Source organism: Paraburkholderia sp. BR10141, assembly GCF_056155635.1.
The window spans coordinates 224,433-243,421 of sequence record NZ_JBMIQH010000011.1 but is presented as its reverse complement, the minus strand read 5'-3'; the positions used below and the strand labels follow the sequence as shown (position 1 = coordinate 243,421).

Below are 18,989 nucleotides of genomic sequence, written 5' to 3'. Positions count from 1 at the left end.
CATGTCAAGGGTAGGTAAGGTTTTTCGCGTTGCATCGAATTAATCCACATCATCCACCGCTTGTGCGGGTCCCCGTCAATTCCTTTGAGTTTTAATCTTGCGACCGTACTCCCCAGGCGGTCAACTTCACGCGTTAGCTACGTTACCAAGCCAATGAAGGCCCGACAACCAGTTGACATCGTTTAGGGCGTGGACTACCAGGGTATCTAATCCTGTTTGCTCCCCACGCTTTCGTGCATGAGCGTCAGTATTGGCCCAGGGGGCTGCCTTCGCCATCGGTATTCCTCCACATCTCTACGCATTTCACTGCTACACGTGGAATTCTACCCCCCTCTGCCATACTCCAGCGATGCAGTCACCAATGCAGTTCCCAGGTTAAGCCCGGGGATTTCACATCGGTCTTACATCACCGCCTGCGCACGCTTTACGCCCAGTAATTCCGATTAACGCTCGCACCCTACGTATTACCGCGGCTGCTGGCACGTAGTTAGCCGGTGCTTATTCTTCCGGTACCGTCATCCCCGGCGGATATTAGCCACCAGGATTTCTTTCCGGACAAAAGTGCTTTACAACCCGAAGGCCTTCTTCACACACGCGGCATTGCTGGATCAGGCTTTCGCCCATTGTCCAAAATTCCCCACTGCTGCCTCCCGTAGGAGTCTGGGCCGTGTCTCAGTCCCAGTGTGGCTGGTCGTCCTCTCAGACCAGCTACGGATCGTCGCCTTGGTGGGCCTTTACCCCACCAACTAGCTAATCCGCCATCGGCCACCCCAATAGCGCGAGGTCTTGCGATCCCCCGCTTTCATCCAAAGATCGTATGCGGTATTAATCCGGCTTTCGCCGGGCTATCCCCCACTACTGGACATGTTCCGATGTATTACTCACCCGTTCGCCACTCGCCGCCAGGATTGCTCCCGCGCTGCCGTTCGACTTGCATGTGTAAGGCATGCCGCCAGCGTTCAATCTGAGCCAGGATCAAACTCTTCAGTTCAATACCTGTTACTGTTTTCGGTCTCTCTCGAGACCGGTCGCTCACTCAAAGCTGACAGGTTCTGAATAAATTCAAAAACCTGACTTACTTTAGTGTGAGACTCTTGATACTTTTGCTGCTCCCGGCTTCATTCCGAAGAACGAGGCCGGGTCGCCACCGCATCAAGCGCCCACACTTATCGGCTGTAAATTTTTAAAGATCGATCGCGAAAGCGCCGTTAAAACTGCTCAACTACCGGCTTCTTTCTGCGTTGCTGCGTCAGCAGCAGAGAAACGAGATTATGAAGACTGTCTGGCGATCTGTCAACAGGTTTTTTTACTTCGTTCAACCTGCCGCTCAACTTCGAATCACCCGCAGACCCAGTCGCCACAAGGCTTTCGCCCCGGGCTTCCCGTCTCCCCGCGCCTTCATCGAAAGCGCGAAAGACCGGAATTCTAGTCACGCAGATGACATCTTGCAAGCGGTTTTTTGACCGGCTAGTAAAGTCGGGCTGACCATGGCTCGCCTGCTCCATAGCGCAGTCGTCATAGTGCTTCCGGTCGATGCCTTCCGGCTGTGCAGCAACGACGATCCTGCATCGCACCGGGGCCCATTCGGTGCGCTCCTGCTGCCCAATCCGATGGCGCGCACGGAACCGACTAGAATATGGGGTTCTCTGCACCCAAACTCACAGATTTATGCGCTCGCGAATCGCCAAACGCCTTCCTCCTGACGCCGACAAACTCGTCGGCCTCTCGCTCGCCCTGTTCGCCTCGGGCAGCCGCACCGAAGACCGCTTCTGGGAGGCAAAGCTCGACACGCTGCTAGCGAAGGTCGTGCGCAACGGCAATCAGACCACACTCGACGCCGCGCTCGATCATCTGCAGCAGAATCATCCGGACGCCTACGGCGCGCTCGCCGACATGGCGGAGACGCACAGCGAGTCGTTCATCGTCGAACACGACGGCGCGCAATACGAGGCGCTGCTCGTCGCCGCGCCGGTGCTGGCCTGGACGCGCTATGTCATCCCTTCGGGCCCGCTGAAGGCCGACGGCGCCGACGCCCTGCGCACCCATCTGCAGGCCCATGTGCTGGCGAACGGCACGCGCGTGGCGATGGCCCCCTATCTCTATAGCATCGACCAGTTGCCGCGCCACCATGTCGAAACCTGGCGCCTCGCACAACAGCTTGCGCAGGCGGCATTGAGCGGCGCGCCGGCGAAAATCAGCTCGGGCGAACTGCCGGAAACGTCGCCGATCCTCGCCGATCCGCGTTTCCTGCTCGCCGTCGTCGCTGCGCCCGTTGGCGCCCCGCTCTTCCGCTGGCAAGAAGAGGAACACGGCTCGCGCATCGAGCGCGGTCAATGCCTGGAACAATGGGCCACCCAGGGCGGCGCCAACCTTGCCGTCGTCATGCCAGGATGCGAGTTCGAATGCCTGCTGCCGGACGCCTACTACTCTGCCTGCCGTGACGCGGACGAGCGCGTGCGCCCGCACACGATCCGCACCGCCGTGCGCTATCTGCTCGACACGATCGGCGCGGGTGCGCAGGACTTGCGCGCCGTCGTCGCCGGCTTCGGCGAGCGCCGTATCGACGAATACCGCATCGGCTTCACGAAGCGCGGCAGCAATGACGTACTGTATGGCGTGGTCTGGCCGCTCTATGGCCGCGAGAACGGCGACGCCGACATCGACGAAGAGCCGACCGAGGAGAGTGTCAGCAGCGGTCCGCTCGAAGAGATCGTTGCGCTGCTGAAGGAATCGGGCATCACCGATATCCGTCGTCACGCTGGCCGCTTCGAGCCGGAATACTGCGATGACTGCGGCGTGCCGCTCTATGCGGATCCACTCGGCGAGATCGTCCACGCCGAGATGCCAGAAGATGCTGAGCCCGTACAGCCACATTTCCACTAGGACAACGCCCAAATTCCTACCCGGTCCCGCCTGTGTGCGGGACTTTTTTTTGCCCTATGTCTTATGCCTTTTGGACAGGCCGCCAGCGCGCAACCTTTTTGTCATCATGGTGCTGCTGGTCTGGTTCACCGCCGAGTAGAAGCGGTGCGCATTTCACAATATTGCGAGAGGCCGTTACGAAAGGAGGGCATATCCATGCGGTTCGTTGTACTCAATCCGGACGCCGAAAGGCGCGAAGGACTCAAGGCGCTGTTAAGACAAATCGACCGTCGCGCACGCTTCAATGATGCGCCGGACTGGCGCAGCGCTGAGCGCGCCTTGCAACGGTTCACCCCCAACCTGATCGTGATCGACTGGCACGACGACATCCGTGCCGGCGAACTGCGCCACTTTGTCATGCGGCACCGCAGCTTGCCCGTCGCCATACTGGTTGACAGCGCCGAGACGCCCACGACTGTGCGCGCGCTCATCAACGAAGGCGCCCGCGGCGTCATCCGGCGCACAACGGACTCCGTCCTGATTGTGAAGTTTCTGGAACTCATCATGCTTGGTGGCGATCATCTGCCGGCCGACGTGCTCGGTCCATGCACGCCATGGCCGCTGCCGCCCCGGCGCGATGCCCAGGCCGCCGCACAGGCCCGCAAGGTACGTCCGAAGGTGGACCTGTCACCACGACAGGAGCAGATCCTTCGCTGCGTCCATATGGGCAATACGAACAAGATGATCGCGAGAGCGCTCGGCATCAGCGAGGGCACGGTGAAAGTCCATCTGACAAGCATCTTTCAGCAGCTCGGCGCGCCCAATCGCGCGGCAGCCGTCGCGATCTACAACGGGTTGCTCGCGAACCAGCTGCAGGTGTTGCGCGCAGAATGCGAGCGTGCGGCGAAGCCCAGGCACGGCGAGCACGGTCCGGTGCCATTGCGCGCACGCGAAGCTCTTGCGCATCGCTATCCGTTGCTGTCAGGCGACAGTGCGGCTCCCCTACCCATCGCCGCGGAGCCAGTGACGCCCTATGGCGACCTCGCCGCGGCGCAGCAGATGCGCCCCGTCGACGTCGGCGAGGCCAGTGAGAGCACGGAGGAGGAAGCCCTGGTGCTCGCTCGCGCACACGGCTCGCCTTCCAACGAGTAATATGAAGCACATGGGGTTCCTATTTACGCCGCTTCCGTTCTGGGTTGCTATCGGTGCCTGGGTTGTCACCGTGGGGCTGCTCGCGCTCGCGCTATGGAAGAACCCCTTCAAGCGTCTGCAGGACGCCACGCTCCAGCACGTGTGGCTTGCGATCGTCGTCGCAATCTCCGTGCTGTGGGCAAGTAATGCGTGGCTCGAAGACGGCACCGTGCTGCACCTGCTCGGCGCCACACTCGTGGTCACGCTATTCGACTGGGGGCTCGCGCTCGTCGCCATGGGCGTCGTCGTCGGGCTCGCCGCACTGGTCTTCGACGCCCCCTGGGAAGGCGTCGCCCTCACCTTCCTGATATTCGGCGCCTTCCCTGTCGCGATTTCGGCGCTACTGCAGCGCGCCTGCACCGCGTGGCTGCCGCGCAACCTCTTCATGTTCATCGTCGGCCAGGGTTTCGTGTCGCCAGCCATCGCTGTTTCGGCGGCGGCCTATCTCGCGCTCGGCACCCATGTGGCGCTCAACGGCGGATCGGCGATCACCGTGCCCGCAGGCTATGCATTCAGCGTATTTCTACTCGCTTCGGGCGAAGCCTGGTTCACAGGTATGGCAACGGCGCTGATCGCCGTCTACCGGCCGGCCTGGGTCACCACGTACGACGTGCGTCGCTATCGCCTGGGCGGCCCGCGAACCTGAACGCTGCCTCAGCCGGACGCCCCACCGCCAGCAACGTGGCGACGGCGCGACCGCACGTCGCGCTCGGCCGCAAGCGCATACGCAGCAGCGCTTGCTGCCGATCCCACTGCTCTGACAGAAGAAAATAATTGTTTCCGGATTGAACTCAAGCTGGCTGGGCTGCATCTTACGGTGCCTGACGTCTCACCCCTCATCCCTAGCAAGCAGATGGACTGCAACCATGCATCTCGCCGGCTGTTGTTCGTAGCCGGTCAACTGGCGGCGTGCGCCGCGAGCCTCATGCTCATCGCCGCGCCAGCCGCGCAGGCCGATCAACTCGATCAACACAACGATCTCGTCAAGCAGTTCGTCACCCAGATGCACGCGGACCCGCTAGTCGCGGACTGCGCGGCGCACGGCGACTTCGTCGCAAGCACATCGCAAGCGCTCGATCACGTCGAGTTTCCGCCCAGTTCGTTCGACAGCGCGCACGCGAGCGTGACGCCGTGGAACGACTCGTTCGACGAAGGCAAGCAGCGCGTAAAGGTCGATACGATCGTGACAGTCGACGGCATCGGCATTCCCAAAGAAAGCGGCAACTCGCCCTATGACCTGAAGTTTCGCTGCGGCTATGTCGGGCAGCAGATGCTCGCGTTCAGCTGGAACGATCCGGTCCCGCCGGCGCACGCACGCAGCGAGCGCGGCACGGCGTCGAGCGGCGCCCATGGAAAGGGCAAGCATTCGACCAGGAAGGCCACTGGCAACGGTTCGAAAAAAACGCCTGCGAACAAGTCGAGCCACAAAACGTCGACGAGCAGCACGAAGTCGTCCAGCAAATCGACGACGACAAAATCCATTGCGAAAAAAGCGACTTCAAAGAAGAAGACGACGGCCAACTGAACCCGTCGGTGTTCTCGACGCGAAAAAGGGGGAAACGGCCTGGCCGTTTCCCCCTTTTCTTGATGTCTGCGCGGTGAAGACGCGTGTTACGCAAACGCCTCCACGTGATGCAGGATGGCCTGCAGCATCGCAGCGCCAAGCGCGGCGCTACGCTCACCGTTCCAACCTACGCGTTCGTCGGGCAGATTGGCGTTGTCCTTGAACGGCATCTCGAGCGTGAGCGACAGGCAGCCGTAGCGATGGCCGATGTACTTCGACGCGAGTTTGAGCGCATCTTCGCGGTAGCGGCTCGCCTCGTAGCCGTGCTGATCCTGGAAGTCGGGGCTCGCCACCTTGAACGCCTCGATGAACGCCTTCTGCTCCGCGCGTTGCTGATCGGTAAAGCCAGGCAGCATTTCCGAGCCCGCCACGAACACATAGGGCAGCGTCTCGTCGCCGTGGATGTCGAAGAAGAGATCGACGCCCGTGGCTTCGATCGCATCGCGCACGACCAGCACTTCGGGACTACGCTGCGCGTCCGGCGCCATCCACTCGCGGTTCAGGTTCGCGCCCACGGCGTTGGTACGCAAATTCCCGTGCACGCTGCCGTCCGGATTCATGTTCGGCACGATATGGAACACGGCGCGGTCGTAAAGCTTGCGCGCGACCGGATCGCCAGCCCAGTCGCCCCAACCGGCGAGCCGCTTGACCAACCCTTCGACGAACCACTCGGCCATGCTCTCACCCGGATGCTGGCGCGCGATGATCCAGACCGTCTTCTTGGGCTTGCCGTCGGGCGCGGTGTCGCCCGGCATGCCAAGCGAGAGCAGCGACATGGGGCGGCCCTCGACGCTCTGGCCGAGTTCCGTCAGTGTGGCGTGCGGCAGTTGCTGAAGCGCGCCGAGGAACTCCGAGTGACGCTCTTCGCTATACGGCTCGAAGTACGCGTAGTAGATGCTGTCGAAGTCGGGCGTGTGGTCGATGACGAGTTCCTTCCCGTCATACGAGGTCGGCACGCGGAACCAGTTCACGCGGTCGTAGCTCGCCGCGGCCTGGTAGTCGCGCCAGCCCTCGGGAAATGCGCAGGCCGACGCGTTCTCGAACGTCATCACGCAACGTTCGCCGCGCGCGCCCGAGAGGCGGAAGTAGAACCATTGCGCGAACTCGGACTGGTTATCCGCTCGCACGCGCAGACGGATGTCGTCGGCGCGCTCGCACGACAGGACCTCGATCGCGCCCGCATCGAAATGGCTGGAGATGGCAATCGTCATGGTGTTTTCCTTCCCGCTTGCTTGTTCATTTACTCGGCGATGCGCCGACGAAATACATAGGTCGAATCGTTCGATGCATCCGCATCGAACGCGTAGCCTTCCACATCGAACGCCTTGAGCGCCTCGGGCTCCGCCACGCGGTTCTCGACGGCATAACGCGCCATCAAGCCGCGCGCGCGCTTCGCGTGGAAGCTGATGATCTTGTAGCGCCCACCCTTCCAGTCTTCGAATACCGGCGTGATCACAGGCGCGGCGAGCTTCTTCGGCTTCACGGCCTTGAAGTACTCGTTCGACGCGCAGTTCACCAGCACGCGCGCACCCTTCGCCACTTTCGCCTGGTTGTGCTCGATCTGCGCATTGATCGCGTGCGTGATGCGCTCGCCCCAAAACGCGTAGAGATCCTTGCCGCGCGCATTTTCGAAACGCGTGCCCATTTCCAGACGATAAGGCTGCAGCAGGTCGAGCGGACGCAGCAGGCCATAGAGCCCGGAGAGCACACGCACATGCTGTTGCGCATAGTCGAGATCCGCCGACGAGAGCGACTTCGCGTCGAAGCCTTCGTAGACATCGCCGTTGAACGCGAGCACGGCCTGCTTCGCGTTGGTCTGGCTGAACTGCTTCGACCAGTCGGCGTAGCGCTGGAAATTCAGGCGCGCGAGCGGGTCGGAAATGCTCATGAGCGAACCGATCTGCTGCGGCGAGAGGCGGCGCAAGCCCGCGATCAGCTCGGCTGCGTCGTCGACGAAATCGGGGATAGTGTGGGCTTCGATGTGCGCCGGCGTGTCATAGTCGAGCGATTTGGCCGGCGACAGAACGATTATCATAGAGGCTTGCAGGCACGATGTGCCGATGTTCAAAGGCGAAAGCCCGATTGTAGCGAATTCACGAATGACCGGCCTCACGCCCCCAACCGCAGCATCCCTCTCGCCCGCCGCCGCTCGCGCGCTCCCCGTGGTTCTCGACTCGAATGTCTGGCTCGATATCCTCGTGTTCGACGACGCGCACACGCGCCCCATTCGCGCGGCGCTCGAGCGCGGCGCGATCCAGGCGCTGATCGACGCGCGTTGCCAGGCCGAGTTGGCCCACGTGCTCGACTATCCGCAGTTCGCTGGCCGCGGCGTCACGAAAGCGGACGCGCTCGCGGCGCTGGCCGGCCTCGTCGAACTGATCGAGCTGCCCGGGCTTGCCGCCGACGCGCGGCCCCTGCCCCAATGCCGCGACCGCGACGACCAGAAGTTTCTCGAACTGGCGCGCGCAAGCGGCGCACGGTGGCTCGTCTCGAAGGACCGCGCGGTGCTCAAGCTCGCGAAGCGCGTGGCGCGCGACTTTGGCTTTCGCATCGCAACGCCCGACGCCTTCGTCGCCGAATGCGTGCAAAGCGCTGCTCAAGCAGCGCAGGCGTGATGCCCCTGCATCACGGCGTGCGCGCCCGGCCTGACCACCGCAGCGGTGCCGATTTGCCTACAATCGGACTTTGACCCAACCCAACGCCCGACTCCCGCCCGCGACATGAACGCACCGCATCCCACGCAGAATTCGCAGGACACCCTGCTCGCGCCCTCTTTTCCGTCGCGTCTGCCGAACGTCGGCACGACGATCTTCACCGTGATGAGCGCGCTCGCCGCCGAAAAGGGCGCGGTCAACCTGGGCCAGGGCTTTCCCGACTTCGATTGCGACGGGCGCATCGTCGACGCCGTCTCGCAAGCCATGCGCGAGGGTCACAACCAGTACCCGCCGATGGCAGGCATCGCCGCGCTACGCGAAGCGATCGCGGACAAGATCGAGCACGTGTACGGCCGCCGCTACGACGCCAATAGCGAGATCACGGTGACGGCCGGCGCCACGCAAGCGCTCCTCACGGCGATTCTCGCGACCGTGCACGCGGACGACGAAGTGATCGTGGTCGAGCCGACCTACGACAGCTATTTGCCGTCGATCGAACTGGCGGGCGGCAAGCCCGTGTTCGTGACGCTCGAAGCGCCCGACTACGCGATTGCGTTCGACCGCCTCGCCGCGGCCATCACGCCGAAAACGCGCCTCATCCTCATCAATACGCCGCACAACCCCACGGGCACAGTGTGGCGCGCCGAGGACATGCAAAAGCTCGAGGAGATCGTGCGGGGCACCAACGTGCTGATCCTCTCCGACGAGGTCTACGAGCACATGGTCTACGACGGCCAGCCGCACGAAAGCGTGGCGCGCTATCCGGAGCTGGCCGCGCGCAGCTTCATCGTGTCGAGCTTCGGCAAGACCTATCACGTGACGGGCTGGAAGGTCGGCTATGTCGCCGCGCCCGCGCCGCTCACCGCCGAGTTCCGCAAGGTGCACCAGTTCAACGTGTTCACCGTGAACACGCCGATGCAGTTCGGCCTGGCGCAGTATCTGCGCGATCCGAAGCCGTATCTGGAACTGCCCGCGTTCTACCAGAAGAAGCGCGACTTCTTCCGCGCCGGCCTCGCCAACACGCGCTTCAAGCTGCTGCCGTGCGAAGGCACCTACTTCCAGTGCGTGGATTATTCGGCGATCAGCAATCTGCCCGAAGCGGAATTCTCGAAGTGGCTCACTGCGGAGATCGGCGTGGCCGCCATTCCGGTGTCGGCGTTCTATCACGAGGCGCACGAATCGGGCGTCGTGCGCTTTTGCTTCGCCAAGCAGGAAAGCACGCTCGCGACCGCGCTCGAGCGGCTTGCGCGGCTCTGATGTCGTGCGCGCGCGATGAATCCACGAACGGCAGTGCGTTCCCGATCATCGCGCGCAACAACGTGCAAAACGCCGCAACGCTTACGAGTTCGCCTCGATATACGCCTTGCGGTCCGCGTTGACGCGCTGCGCCGTCGGGCGTTCACCGATCAGCTTGATATACGTTTTCCAGTCGATACCCACGTCGGCGAGGAAATCGCTACCGTAGACGGCCTGCGTCGCGCGGCCCACGAGCGGCAGGCTCACGAACGCCGCCGCATCGGCCACGCCGAACTGCTCGCCCGCCACGTAAGGCGCGAACTTCGCGATCCGCCTGAAGGCCGCCACGTAACGGCGCAGCCGCTTTTCCATGGTCGCTTTGACCTCGTCCGTCACCTTGCTGCCGAAGAACGCCTCGCCATACAGCTCACGCGCGTTCAACTCCAGATGCGTTTCGATGAAAACGATGAGTTCGCGCTCCTTCGCTGCCTGCCACGGATCCGCCGCGAAAATGTGCTTCTCTGGAAAGCGCGCTGCCAGATACTCGACGATCACTTCCGACTCGCACAAAAAGCCCTGCTCCGTTTCGATATAAGGCACCTTGCCGGCCGGCGACTGCGCGAGCTGCGCCTCTTCGAGCGGCAGCTTGTTCGGCAGCTCCTCGAACGCGATGCCGTGCTCGAGCAGCAGAAGCTTGACCTTGTTGTAGTAATTCGAAAGCGCGAAACCGTGCAGCTTGATCATCCTCGTTGCCTCCTTCAGAGAGGCAGCTCCCTTTTCGGAACTGCCGGACCGTTTTCATAAAATTGTACGACCGTGCTATTCTAGGCCAATCATGGAGCCAGGCTTCCAATGACTTCACATCATTTCAACATTGAGACAATCGGCATCGTCGGCACCGGCGCGATGGGCCGCGGCATCGCCCAGATCGCCGCGCAGGCAGGCCTCGCGGTGCGCCTCTACGACACGAACCCGCAGGCGGTCGCCGCCGCGCGCGATTATCTCGCCGACACCTTCGCGAAACTCGCGGCAAAAGGCAAGCTCGATGAGGCTGCCGCCAACGCCGCGCTCGAACGCGTGAGCGGCGCGCATACGATCGATGAACTCGCGGTCTGCGATCTCGTGATCGAGGCGATCGTCGAGAATCTCGAGGCCAAGCGCACGCTCTTTCGCGAGCTCGAAAGCGTGGTGAGCGAGCGTTGCCTGCTCGTTTCGAACACCTCTTCGCTTTCCATTACCGCCATCGCTGCCGCGTGCAGCGATGCATCGCGTGTGGCGGGCTATCACTTCTTCAACCCCGTGCCGCTCATGAAGGTGGTCGAAGTGATCGACGGCCTGCGCAGCGATCCCGCCGCCGGCGACGCGCTCATGGCGCTCGCGCGCCGCATGGGCCACACGCCAGTGCGCGCGAAGGACATGCCCGGCTTCATCGTCAATCACGCGGGCCGCGGCATGAATACCGAAGGCCTGCGCGTGGCGGGCGAAGGCGTAGCGAGCTTCGTCGAGATCGATCGCATCATGCGCGAACAGGCTGGCTTTCGCCTCGGACCGTTCGAGTTGCTCGACCTCACCGCCCTCGATGTCTCGCATCCGGTGATGGAGTCGATCTATCACCAGTTCTATGAGGAGCCGCGCTTCACGCCCTCCCCCATCACGGGTGTGCGGCTCGCAGGCGGGCTCGTTGGCCGCAAAGCCGGTGAAGGCTTCTATCGCTATGTCGATGGCAAGCAGCAGGCGCCCGATGAGCCCGCAGCGCCCACGGCGCTGCCTGCGCGCGTCTGGGTGAGCCGCCGCAACGCCGCCGCGCGTGACGCCGTGCTCGCGCTCGCAGTAAAAGCGGGTGTGGCCGTCGACGAAAGCGATACGCCGGCAGCCGGTTCGCTGATCGTCGTCGCGCCGCTCGGCCTCGACGCCACGACCGCCGCGCTCGACGAGCAGCTCGACGCGAGCCGCGTCGTCGCCATCGACACGCTGTTCCCGCTCGACACCGCGAAGCGCCGCACGCTGATGACGACGCCCGCCACCACGCGCGAAGCCCGCGACGCGGGCCACGCGCTCTTCGCCGCCGACGGCGTGCCGGTCACCGTGATCCGCGATTCGACGGGCTTTGTCGCGCAGCGTATCGTCGCGACGATCGTCAACATCGGTTGCGACATCGCGCAAAAACAAATCGCCACGCCCCGTGACATCGACCTCGCGGTTACGCTGGGTCTCGGCTACCCGCGCGGCCCGCTCGCGCTCGGCGACGCGCTGGGCGCGCGCACGATCCTCACGATCCTGCGCAACATCCACACCGTGCTCGGCGATCCGCGCTATCGCCCGTCGCCGTGGCTCGCGCGCCGCGCGCAGCTAGGCCTTTCGCTGACGCAAGCAGACGCAGCAGACATCAACGCATCGAACGAGGCACCGCAATGAGCGCCGAACTCCTCAGCACCCGCCCGCAAGGCCACGAATCGACACTCGTCCTCACGCTGTCGAACCCCGGCGCACGCAACGCGCTGCATCCCGACATGTACGCCGCTGCTGTCGAAGCCTTCGACGCCGCCGAGCGCGACTCGTCATTGCGCGCAATCGTCCTCACCGGCGCCGACAACTTCTTCTGTGCGGGCGGCAACCTCAACCGCCTGCTCGAAAACCGCGCGAAGGACCCGTCGGTGCAGGCCGCCAGCATCGACATGCTCGCTGCGTGGGTCACCGCGATGCGCCAGTCGAGCAAGCCGATCATCGCGGCCGTGGAAGGCGCGGCCGCCGGCGCGGGCTTCTCGCTCGCACTCGCCGCCGACCTGCTCGTCGCCGCCGACGATGCGAAGTTCGTCATGGCCTATTCGCGCGTAGGCCTGACGCCCGATGGCGGCGGTTCGTGGTTCCTCGCGCGCTCGCTGCCGCGCGCCCTCGCGTTCGAGCTGATGGCGGAAGGCAAGCCGATCGGCGCGGCGCGTCTCGCGGAACTGGGCGTCGTGAACCGGCTCTCGAAGCCGCAATCGGCGCTCGATACGGCGCTTGCCTGGGCCGACGAACTCGCGAAGATCTCGCCGAATTCGGTGGCGCGCATCAAGGGTTTGACGAACGTCGCCGACGCGCAGCCGCTTGAAGCACAGCTCGCTGCGGAGCGCGACAGTTTCGTCGCGTCGCTGCATCACCGCGACGGCCTCGAAGGCATTACCGCGTTCCTCGAAAAACGCGCCCCTGTCTACAAGTGAACCGGCTTCAATCCGCACGAGCGACACACCCATGACCGAGTACCCGTTGCCCGCGCGCCGGCGCCTCTACGTGATGCGTCACGGCGACGTCACCTACTTCGACGAGACCGGTCGCGCAATCGACCCGGACACCGTGCCGCTCAACGAAAACGGCCGCGCCCAGGCCACCGCCGCCGGCGCAGCGTTCGCCTTGCAGGGGGTGCGTTTCGACCGCGTGATCGTCAGCGGACTGCGCCGCACGGTCGAGACCGCGCAGCGCGTGCTCGCGGCAAGCGGTCAGTCGATCGAACTCGAAGTGCAGAGCGCGTGGGAGGAGATTCGCGGCGGTCGTCTCGCCGCCATTCCTCCCGCTGAAGTCGAAAACGCCTTTCTGCGCGTGTTCGACGGCATCGTGCCGGAAGACACGCGCTTTCTCGGCGGCGAGACCATCGGCGAGCTGCTCGACCGCGTGCTGCCGCCGCTCGATGCGCTGCGCGCCGACCTCACGTGGGACTCGGCGCTGCTCGTGCTGCACGGCGGCGTGAACCGCGCGATTCTCTCGCATGCAATCACGGCGGGCGGACGCGCATTCTTCGGCCATCTCGCGCAGGCCACGGGCTGCATCAACGCACTCGATGTCGGCGCCGCGCCGCGAGACTGGGTCGTGCGCATGCTCAACTACGCTCCGCCCTCACCGCTGCATCGCGACACCCGCAACACGACGATGGAGATGCTGTACGCGCAATACCTGCGCTATAGACCGCGCGGCTGACGCGCGGCGACCCACAGGAGAATCAGGAGAAGGGAGACGCATATGGCGCAAGCCACCCCGGATGGAGACACGAAAAACAACGCGCAAACGCGCCCCGACTACTCGGCGTTCGAAGGCACGCGCCCGGTTGCCGAGCGCCAGCGCTTCGACACCGAAGCGCTGAGCGCCTGGCTCGCCGCTCACGTGGAAGGCTTCCAGGGCCCCCTCACGATCGAGCAGTTCGCCGGCGGCCAGTCGAACCCGACGTTCAAGCTCGTCACCCCCGGCCGCACCTATGTGATGCGCGCGAAGCCAGGACCCAAGGCGAAGCTGCTGCCGTCCGCGCACGCGATCGAACGCGAATACCGCGTGATGGATGCGCTCGCCGCAACCGATGTCCCGGTCGCAAAGATGCTCGCGCTCTGCGACGACGAGGCGGTGATCGGCCGCGCGTTCTACGTGATGGAGTTCGTCGAGGGGCGCGTGCTCTGGGACCAGTCGCTGCCCGGGATGACGCGCGAGCAGCGCGGCGCGATCTACGACGAGATGAACCGTGTGATCGCGGCGCTCCACAACGTGACGCCCAACGCCGTGGGCCTCGCTGACTTCGGCAAGCCAGGCAATTATTTCGCACGCCAGATCGATCGCTGGAGCCGCCAGTATCAGGCCTCGGAAACGGAGCGCATCGACGCCATGCATCACCTGATCGAATGGCTGCCGCAGCACATGCCCGACGATGCGGGCTCGCGCGTATCGGTCGTGCATGGCGACTACCGGCTCGACAACCTGATCTTTCATCCGAGCGAGCCGCGCGTGCTGGCCGTGCTCGACTGGGAGCTCTCCACGCTCGGCGACCCGCTCGCCGACTTCTCGTATCACTGCATGGCCTGGCACGTCGATCCCGCGCAGTTTCGCGGCATTGCCGGCCTCGACTGGCAGGCGCTCGGCATACCCGACGAGGCGCAGTACGTTGCGCGCTATTGCGAGCGCACCGGCCTCGAGATTCGCGGCGACTGGAACTTCTATCTTGCGTACAACATGTTCCGGATCGCGGCGATCCTGCAGGGCATCATGAAACGCGTCGTGGACGGCACAGCCGCGAGCGCGCAGGCCATCGACGCCGGCCGCCGCGCGAGGCCCATGGCGGAACTCGCCTGGCGCTACGCGCAGAAGGTGCGCTGAAACCCCGTTCGAGAACGACTCACTTTTCACTGTCACTGCATCGCATTGCGAGGTCACCGATGAATTTCGATTACTCCCCGAAAGTGCAGGCCCTGCGCGAGAAACTGCTCGCGTTCTTCGACGAACACATCTATCCGAACGAAGCCATCTTCCACGAGGAAGTCGAGCGCAATCGCGCGAACGGCAATGCGTGGGTGCCGACGGAGATCGTCGAGCAGTTGAAGGAAAAAGCTCGCGCGGCCGGGCTATGGAACCTGTTCCTGCCCGCCTCCGAACGCGGCGCGGGTCTCACGAACCTCGAATACGCGCCGCTGTGCGAGATCATGGGCCGCGTGCACTGGGCGCCTGAAGTATTCAACTGCAGCGCGCCCGACACCGGCAACATGGAAACCATCGAGCGCTATGGCAGCGAGGCGCACAAGCAGCAATGGCTCACGCCGCTGCTGGCAGGGCAGATCCGCTCTGCCTTCCTGATGACCGAGCCCGACGTGGCCTCGTCGGACGCGACGAACATCCAGACGCGCATCGAGCGCGATGGCGACGACTACGTGATCAACGGCACGAAGTGGTGGTCGTCGGGCGCGGGCGACCCGCGCTGCGCGATCTACATTCTGATGGGCAAGACCGATCCCGATGCGCCGCGCCATGCTCAGCAGTCGATGATCCTCGTGCCCTCTGACACAGCCGGCATCACCGTGCGCCGCCCGCTTACCGTGTTCGGCTACGACGACGCGCCGCACGGCCATATGGAGATCTCGCTCGAAAACGTGCGCGTGCCGGCTTCGAACATTCTGCTCGGTGAAGGCCGCGGGTTCGAGATCGCGCAAGGGCGGCTCGGACCGGGCCGCATTCACCACTGCATGCGTCTCATCGGCCTCGCGGAACGCGCGCTCGAATTCATGGCGAAACGCGCCCTCTCCCGCGTGGCGTTCGGCAAGGCGGTCGCCCAGCAGACGGTCACGCAGGAGCGCATCGCCGAAGCGCGCTGCATGATCGAGCAGGCCCGCCTGCTCACGCTCAAGACCGCGTACATGATGGACACCGTCGGCAACAAGGGCGCGCGCGGCGAGATCGCCATGATCAAGGTGGTGGCGCCGAACATGGCCTGCCAGGTGATCGACTGGGCCATGCAGGTGCACGGCGCGGCGGGCGTGAGCGGCGACTTCCCGCTCGCGTACTCGTACGCTTCGGCGCGCACGCTGCGCTTCGCGGACGGCCCCGACGAAGTGCACCGCAACGCCATCGCCAAGCTCGAACTCGCTCGCCATATGGACGCGGGCGCGGCATCGCGCGTGGAAATGCCGGTCACGCGCTCGTAAGTCCGCGCGAGTCCACGTAAGTCCACAAGCGCAGCAGGGGCGCTCTTGCGCCCTCTGCGAGCGACGCCGATCTATGCTAATTTGCGCCAGATCGGGCGTCGCGCAAGACTATCCAGACTTTCGCGGCGCCTTCTTTCATGGTGCCAAGGAGCCACGATGATCGACGTCTACAGCTGGGCCACGCCGAACGGTCACAAAGTCCATATCATGCTCGAGGAAACCGGCCTCGAATACCGGGTGCATCCGGTCGATATCGGCGCGGGCGACCAGTTCAAGCCCGAATTCCTCGCCATCAGCCCGAACAACAAGATTCCCGCCATTACCGACTCCGAAGGCCCGCGCCGCGCCGACGGCCAGCCGTTCTCGCTGTTCGAGTCGGGTGCGATCCTGATCTATCTCGCCGCGAAAACCGGCCGCTTCATGCCTGAAGACCTCGCGGCGCGCTACGACGTGCTGCAATGGGTGATGTTCCAGATGGGCGGTCTCGGCCCCATGCTCGGCCAGGCGCACCACTTCCGCATCTACGCGCCCGAGAAGATCGAGTATGCGGTCAATCGCTACACGAACGAGGCGAAGCGGCTCTACAACGTGATGGAAACGCAGCTGGAAAAGACCGAGTATCTGGCCGGGGACGAGTACACCATCGCGGATATCGCCGCATTCCCGTGGACGCGCTCCTGGCAAAACCAGGGCATCGATCTCGATTCGCTGCCCAACGTGAAGCGCTGGCACGAAACGATCGCCGCGCGGCCGGCGGTCAAGCGCGGCGTGGAAGTGCTCGCCAATGCGCGCAAGCCGCTCATGGATGAGAAGGCGAAGGAGATGCTGTTCGGCGCGACGCAGTACGCCAGACACTAACGCATTACGCGGAAATCCGCGCAAAACCAAAGGGGCGCCCGCCGTGCAACGGAGCGCCCCTTTTCGTTGAGCACGCAATCAAACTAGAAGTAGTGCCGCGTGATGAACTCGGCCACGCATGCGGGCCGCTCGCTGCCTTCACGCTCGATGCTCACATCCCACACGACTTGCACGCCGCCGCCCTCCACGTCGCTCACTTCTTTCACCGCGATGCGTGCACGCACCTTCGCGCCCACGGGCACCGGCTGCGTGAAGCGCACGCGGTTGAGCCCGTAGTTCACGCCCATGCGCTGACGCATGTGCAGCGTTGCTCCGAGCAGCACGGGAATCAGCGAAAGCGTGAGAAAGCCGTGCGCAATCGGGCCGCCAAACGGCGACTCGCGGCGCGCACGTTCGGCGTCGATATGGATCCACTGGTGGTCGCCCGTGGCGTTGGCAAAACCGTGCACGTCCGCCTCGCTCACCTCGCGCCAGCCGCTCACGAGCGGCCCTGCGCCGATCAGCACGCGCAACCCCGCCGCGTCGGCAATCTGCATGACATCGCTTTCGCTCACGCTACGCTCCCTGGATGGCGAAGGCCGAACAGTGCCTTCGAACGCACGGTCACGATCAGCTCGCCGTGCTGGTTGTGTCCTTCCCACTGCGTTTCGACGATACCGCGATCGGGCTTGCTCGCCGAGACGCGCTTGCTCAGGATCGCGTTCGTCATCGTCAGCGTGTCGCCCACGCGCGTGGGCTTGAGCCAGCGAATCTCGTCGACGCCGGGCGAGCCCATCGAGGTCGAGTCCTTGAGAAAGTTGCGTACGAGCATGCCCATCATGACCGAGCAGGTATGCCAGCCGCTCGCGACGAGCCCGCCGAACATCGACGCCTCGCCGCCCGCCTCGCTCATGTGGAATGGTTGCGGATCGAACTGCTCCGCGAATTGCACCACCTCGTCACGCCCAAAGGTGTGCGAACCGACCACATAGCGCTTGCCCACTTCGAGATCTTCGTAACTCACGCCCATCCGTTTTCTCCGCCGATGTTGCCCTGTTGTTGCCTGCTGCCGCCACGCGTTACGCTGCTGCCTGCGCGAAACCGGGCAGCGATGCGAAGCGTTCGAGGTGGTGATCGACATCGCCGAGCGTCGTTTCGATGATCGCCAGACGCTTGAACAGATGCGCGGCCGCCACTTCGTTGGTGACGCCCATGCCGCCGTGCAGCTGCACGGCCTGCTGGCCGATGAAACGCGCCGCCTGCCCCACGCGCACCTTCGCTGCCGAGATCGCGCGGCGCCGCTCTTCGGCCGACTCGCTACTGTAACGCGCGGCGGCCAGGTAAGTCAGCGAGCGGGCCTGCTCGGCGTGGATCAGCATCTCTGCCATACGGTGCTGCAGCGCCTGGAAGCGCGCGATCGGCACGCCGAACTGTTGACGCGTCTTCGTGTATTCGACCGTGGCGTGGTTGAGCGCGTCCATGGTTCCCACGGCTTCCGCGCATAGCAGAAACGTGGCGTAGTCGGCAATCTTCTCCCATGTCGCCGCGCCGGTGTGCGCGTCGCCAAGACGGCGCGCGTGCGCTTCGTTGAAGGTCAGCGTCGCAGCGCGTTGGCCGTCGATCGTGCGGTAATCGCCCACCTCGACACCGTGCGCATCGCGCGCCACGACGAAGAGCGCAACCTCACCCGCGAAGCGCGCCGGCACGATCCAGTGGTCGGCCTGGGCGCCGTGCTGCACGACCGATTTCGTGCCGGTGAGCGCGAAGCCGTCGCCCGTCTCCTTCGCCTGTGTATCCAGCGAGAACAGGTCGTAGCGCGACTGCGGCTCGTGGAACGCGGCAGCGAGCTTGATCTCGCCCGAGGCGACGCGTTCGAGCAGCGCTGCGTTTTCCGCTTCGGCCGCACCGCCCGCGAGCTTGAGCGCCTCGACGCCCACCGCGGTTGCCCAGTACGGCTCGACCACGAGCGCGCGGCCCAGCTCCTGCATGACGACGAGCATGTCGAATGGCGCGCCGTCGAAGCCGCCCTGCGCCGCCGGCACCGGCAGCGCGGTCAGACCCAGTTCGACGAACGCGTTCCAGTGCTGGTCCGAAACGCCGGCCGGTGTCTTCACGATCGCCTGGCGTGCTTCGAAGCCGTAGTTCTTGTCGAGATAGCGACGCAGCGCGTCGGCGAGTTGCTGTTGTTCTTCGGTGAAATTGAAGTTCATGGCG

General features: G+C 64.2%; 18 protein-coding genes and 1 rRNA gene. 12 read left to right on the top strand and 7 right to left on the bottom strand.

The annotated features are described in order from the left end of the window. Positions 1–991, bottom strand: a 16S ribosomal RNA gene (locus tag ACOJB8_RS18030); the annotation flags it as partial. Positions 992–1,668: 677 nt separating this feature from the next. On the opposite strand from ACOJB8_RS18030, the gene ACOJB8_RS18025 reads away from it, so the two are divergent. The 4 genes from ACOJB8_RS18025 (at position 1,669) to ACOJB8_RS18010 (ending at position 5,578) form a co-directional block, all read left to right on the top strand. Further along, entirely contained in the window at positions 1,669–2,883 is a 1,215-nt protein-coding gene (locus ACOJB8_RS18025) for a DUF2863 family protein (RefSeq protein ID WP_069265252.1), read from the top strand. A 195-nt stretch (positions 2,884–3,078) separates the two neighbouring features. Further along, positions 3,079–4,014, top strand: a complete 936-nt coding sequence (locus ACOJB8_RS18020; RefSeq protein ID WP_342947970.1) for a LuxR family transcriptional regulator — start codon at positions 3,079–3,081, stop codon at positions 4,012–4,014. 10 nt (positions 4,015–4,024) lie between these two features. Beyond that, on the top strand, positions 4,025–4,699 hold the full coding sequence (locus ACOJB8_RS18015; protein WP_069265487.1) for an energy-coupling factor ABC transporter permease: 675 nt from the start codon (positions 4,025–4,027) through the stop codon (positions 4,697–4,699). 207 nt (positions 4,700–4,906) lie between these two features. Continuing rightward, complete coding sequence (locus ACOJB8_RS18010; protein WP_342947969.1) at positions 4,907–5,578, top strand: BspC domain-containing protein; 672 nt, start codon at positions 4,907–4,909, stop codon at positions 5,576–5,578. Between the two features lie 86 nt (positions 5,579–5,664). Here the strand turns inward: ACOJB8_RS18010 and ACOJB8_RS18005 are convergent, their stop codons facing one another. Together ACOJB8_RS18005 and yaaA are read right to left on the bottom strand one after the other, a co-directional pair. Then, positions 5,665–6,828, bottom strand: a complete 1,164-nt coding sequence (locus ACOJB8_RS18005) for a M14 family metallopeptidase (RefSeq protein ID WP_069265255.1) — start codon at positions 6,826–6,828, stop codon at positions 5,665–5,667. A gap of 29 nt (positions 6,829–6,857) precedes the next feature. Next, positions 6,858–7,652, bottom strand: a complete 795-nt coding sequence (gene yaaA / locus ACOJB8_RS18000) for a peroxide stress protein YaaA (protein ID WP_368606360.1) — start codon at positions 7,650–7,652, stop codon at positions 6,858–6,860. Positions 7,653–7,716: 64 nt separating this feature from the next. Between yaaA and ACOJB8_RS17995 the strand changes: the two genes are divergently transcribed. Continuing rightward, on the top strand, positions 7,717–8,232 hold the full coding sequence (locus ACOJB8_RS17995) for a putative toxin-antitoxin system toxin component, PIN family (protein WP_475013471.1): 516 nt from the start codon (positions 7,717–7,719) through the stop codon (positions 8,230–8,232). A gap of 105 nt (positions 8,233–8,337) precedes the next feature. After that, complete coding sequence (locus ACOJB8_RS17990; RefSeq protein WP_475013470.1) at positions 8,338–9,528, top strand: pyridoxal phosphate-dependent aminotransferase; 1,191 nt, start codon at positions 8,338–8,340, stop codon at positions 9,526–9,528. An 81-nt stretch (positions 9,529–9,609) separates the two neighbouring features. Here ACOJB8_RS17990 and ACOJB8_RS17985 read toward each other — a convergent pair whose 3' ends face one another. Continuing rightward, on the bottom strand, positions 9,610–10,251 hold the full coding sequence (locus ACOJB8_RS17985) for a glutathione S-transferase family protein (RefSeq protein ID WP_342947965.1): 642 nt from the start codon (positions 10,249–10,251) through the stop codon (positions 9,610–9,612). Positions 10,252–10,359: 108 nt separating this feature from the next. Here ACOJB8_RS17985 and ACOJB8_RS17980 point away from each other — a divergent pair, with 108 nt between their 5' ends. The 6 genes from ACOJB8_RS17980 (at position 10,360) to ACOJB8_RS17955 (ending at position 16,796) form a co-directional block, all read left to right on the top strand. Further along, positions 10,360–11,922, top strand: a complete 1,563-nt coding sequence (locus tag ACOJB8_RS17980; protein ID WP_475013469.1) for a 3-hydroxyacyl-CoA dehydrogenase — start codon at positions 10,360–10,362, stop codon at positions 11,920–11,922. Further along, a complete protein-coding gene (locus tag ACOJB8_RS17975) occupies positions 11,919–12,707 on the top strand; it encodes an oxepin-CoA hydrolase, alternative type (RefSeq protein WP_475013468.1) in 789 nt (262 codons plus the stop codon). Before ACOJB8_RS17980 ends, ACOJB8_RS17975 begins: the two co-directional genes overlap by 4 nt. Positions 12,708–12,738: 31 nt before the next feature. Beyond that, positions 12,739–13,458: a histidine phosphatase family protein gene (locus ACOJB8_RS17970; protein WP_069265262.1), complete on the top strand. Its 720-nt coding sequence runs from the start codon at positions 12,739–12,741 to the stop codon at positions 13,456–13,458. A 42-nt stretch (positions 13,459–13,500) separates the two neighbouring features. Continuing rightward, positions 13,501–14,619 carry a phosphotransferase gene (locus tag ACOJB8_RS17965; protein WP_069265263.1) on the top strand — a complete coding sequence of 373 codons (1,119 nt, stop codon included), beginning with the start codon at positions 13,501–13,503 and terminating at the stop codon, positions 14,617–14,619. A gap of 59 nt (positions 14,620–14,678) precedes the next feature. Beyond that, on the top strand, positions 14,679–15,938 hold the full coding sequence (locus ACOJB8_RS17960) for an acyl-CoA dehydrogenase family protein (RefSeq protein WP_475013467.1): 1,260 nt from the start codon (positions 14,679–14,681) through the stop codon (positions 15,936–15,938). Positions 15,939–16,094: 156 nt separating this feature from the next. Next, on the top strand, positions 16,095–16,796 hold the full coding sequence (locus ACOJB8_RS17955; protein ID WP_069265265.1) for a glutathione binding-like protein: 702 nt from the start codon (positions 16,095–16,097) through the stop codon (positions 16,794–16,796). 83 nt (positions 16,797–16,879) lie between these two features. Here ACOJB8_RS17955 and ACOJB8_RS17950 read toward each other — a convergent pair whose 3' ends face one another. The 3 genes from ACOJB8_RS17950 to ACOJB8_RS17940 are packed head-to-tail and all read right to left on the bottom strand — an operon-like array spanning position 16,880 to position 18,985. Beyond that, the gene (locus ACOJB8_RS17950; protein ID WP_342947995.1) at positions 16,880–17,332 is read right to left on the bottom strand and encodes a MaoC family dehydratase; all 453 of its coding nucleotides are present in this window, start codon (positions 17,330–17,332) and stop codon (positions 16,880–16,882) included. A 14-nt stretch (positions 17,333–17,346) separates the two neighbouring features. Beyond that, the gene (locus ACOJB8_RS17945; RefSeq protein ID WP_069265266.1) at positions 17,347–17,805 is read right to left on the bottom strand and encodes a MaoC family dehydratase; all 459 of its coding nucleotides are present in this window, start codon (positions 17,803–17,805) and stop codon (positions 17,347–17,349) included. Positions 17,806–17,854: 49 nt separating this feature from the next. After that, complete coding sequence (locus tag ACOJB8_RS17940; protein ID WP_342947961.1) at positions 17,855–18,985, bottom strand: acyl-CoA dehydrogenase family protein; 1,131 nt, start codon at positions 18,983–18,985, stop codon at positions 17,855–17,857. Positions 18,986–18,989 lie beyond the last annotated feature (4 nt).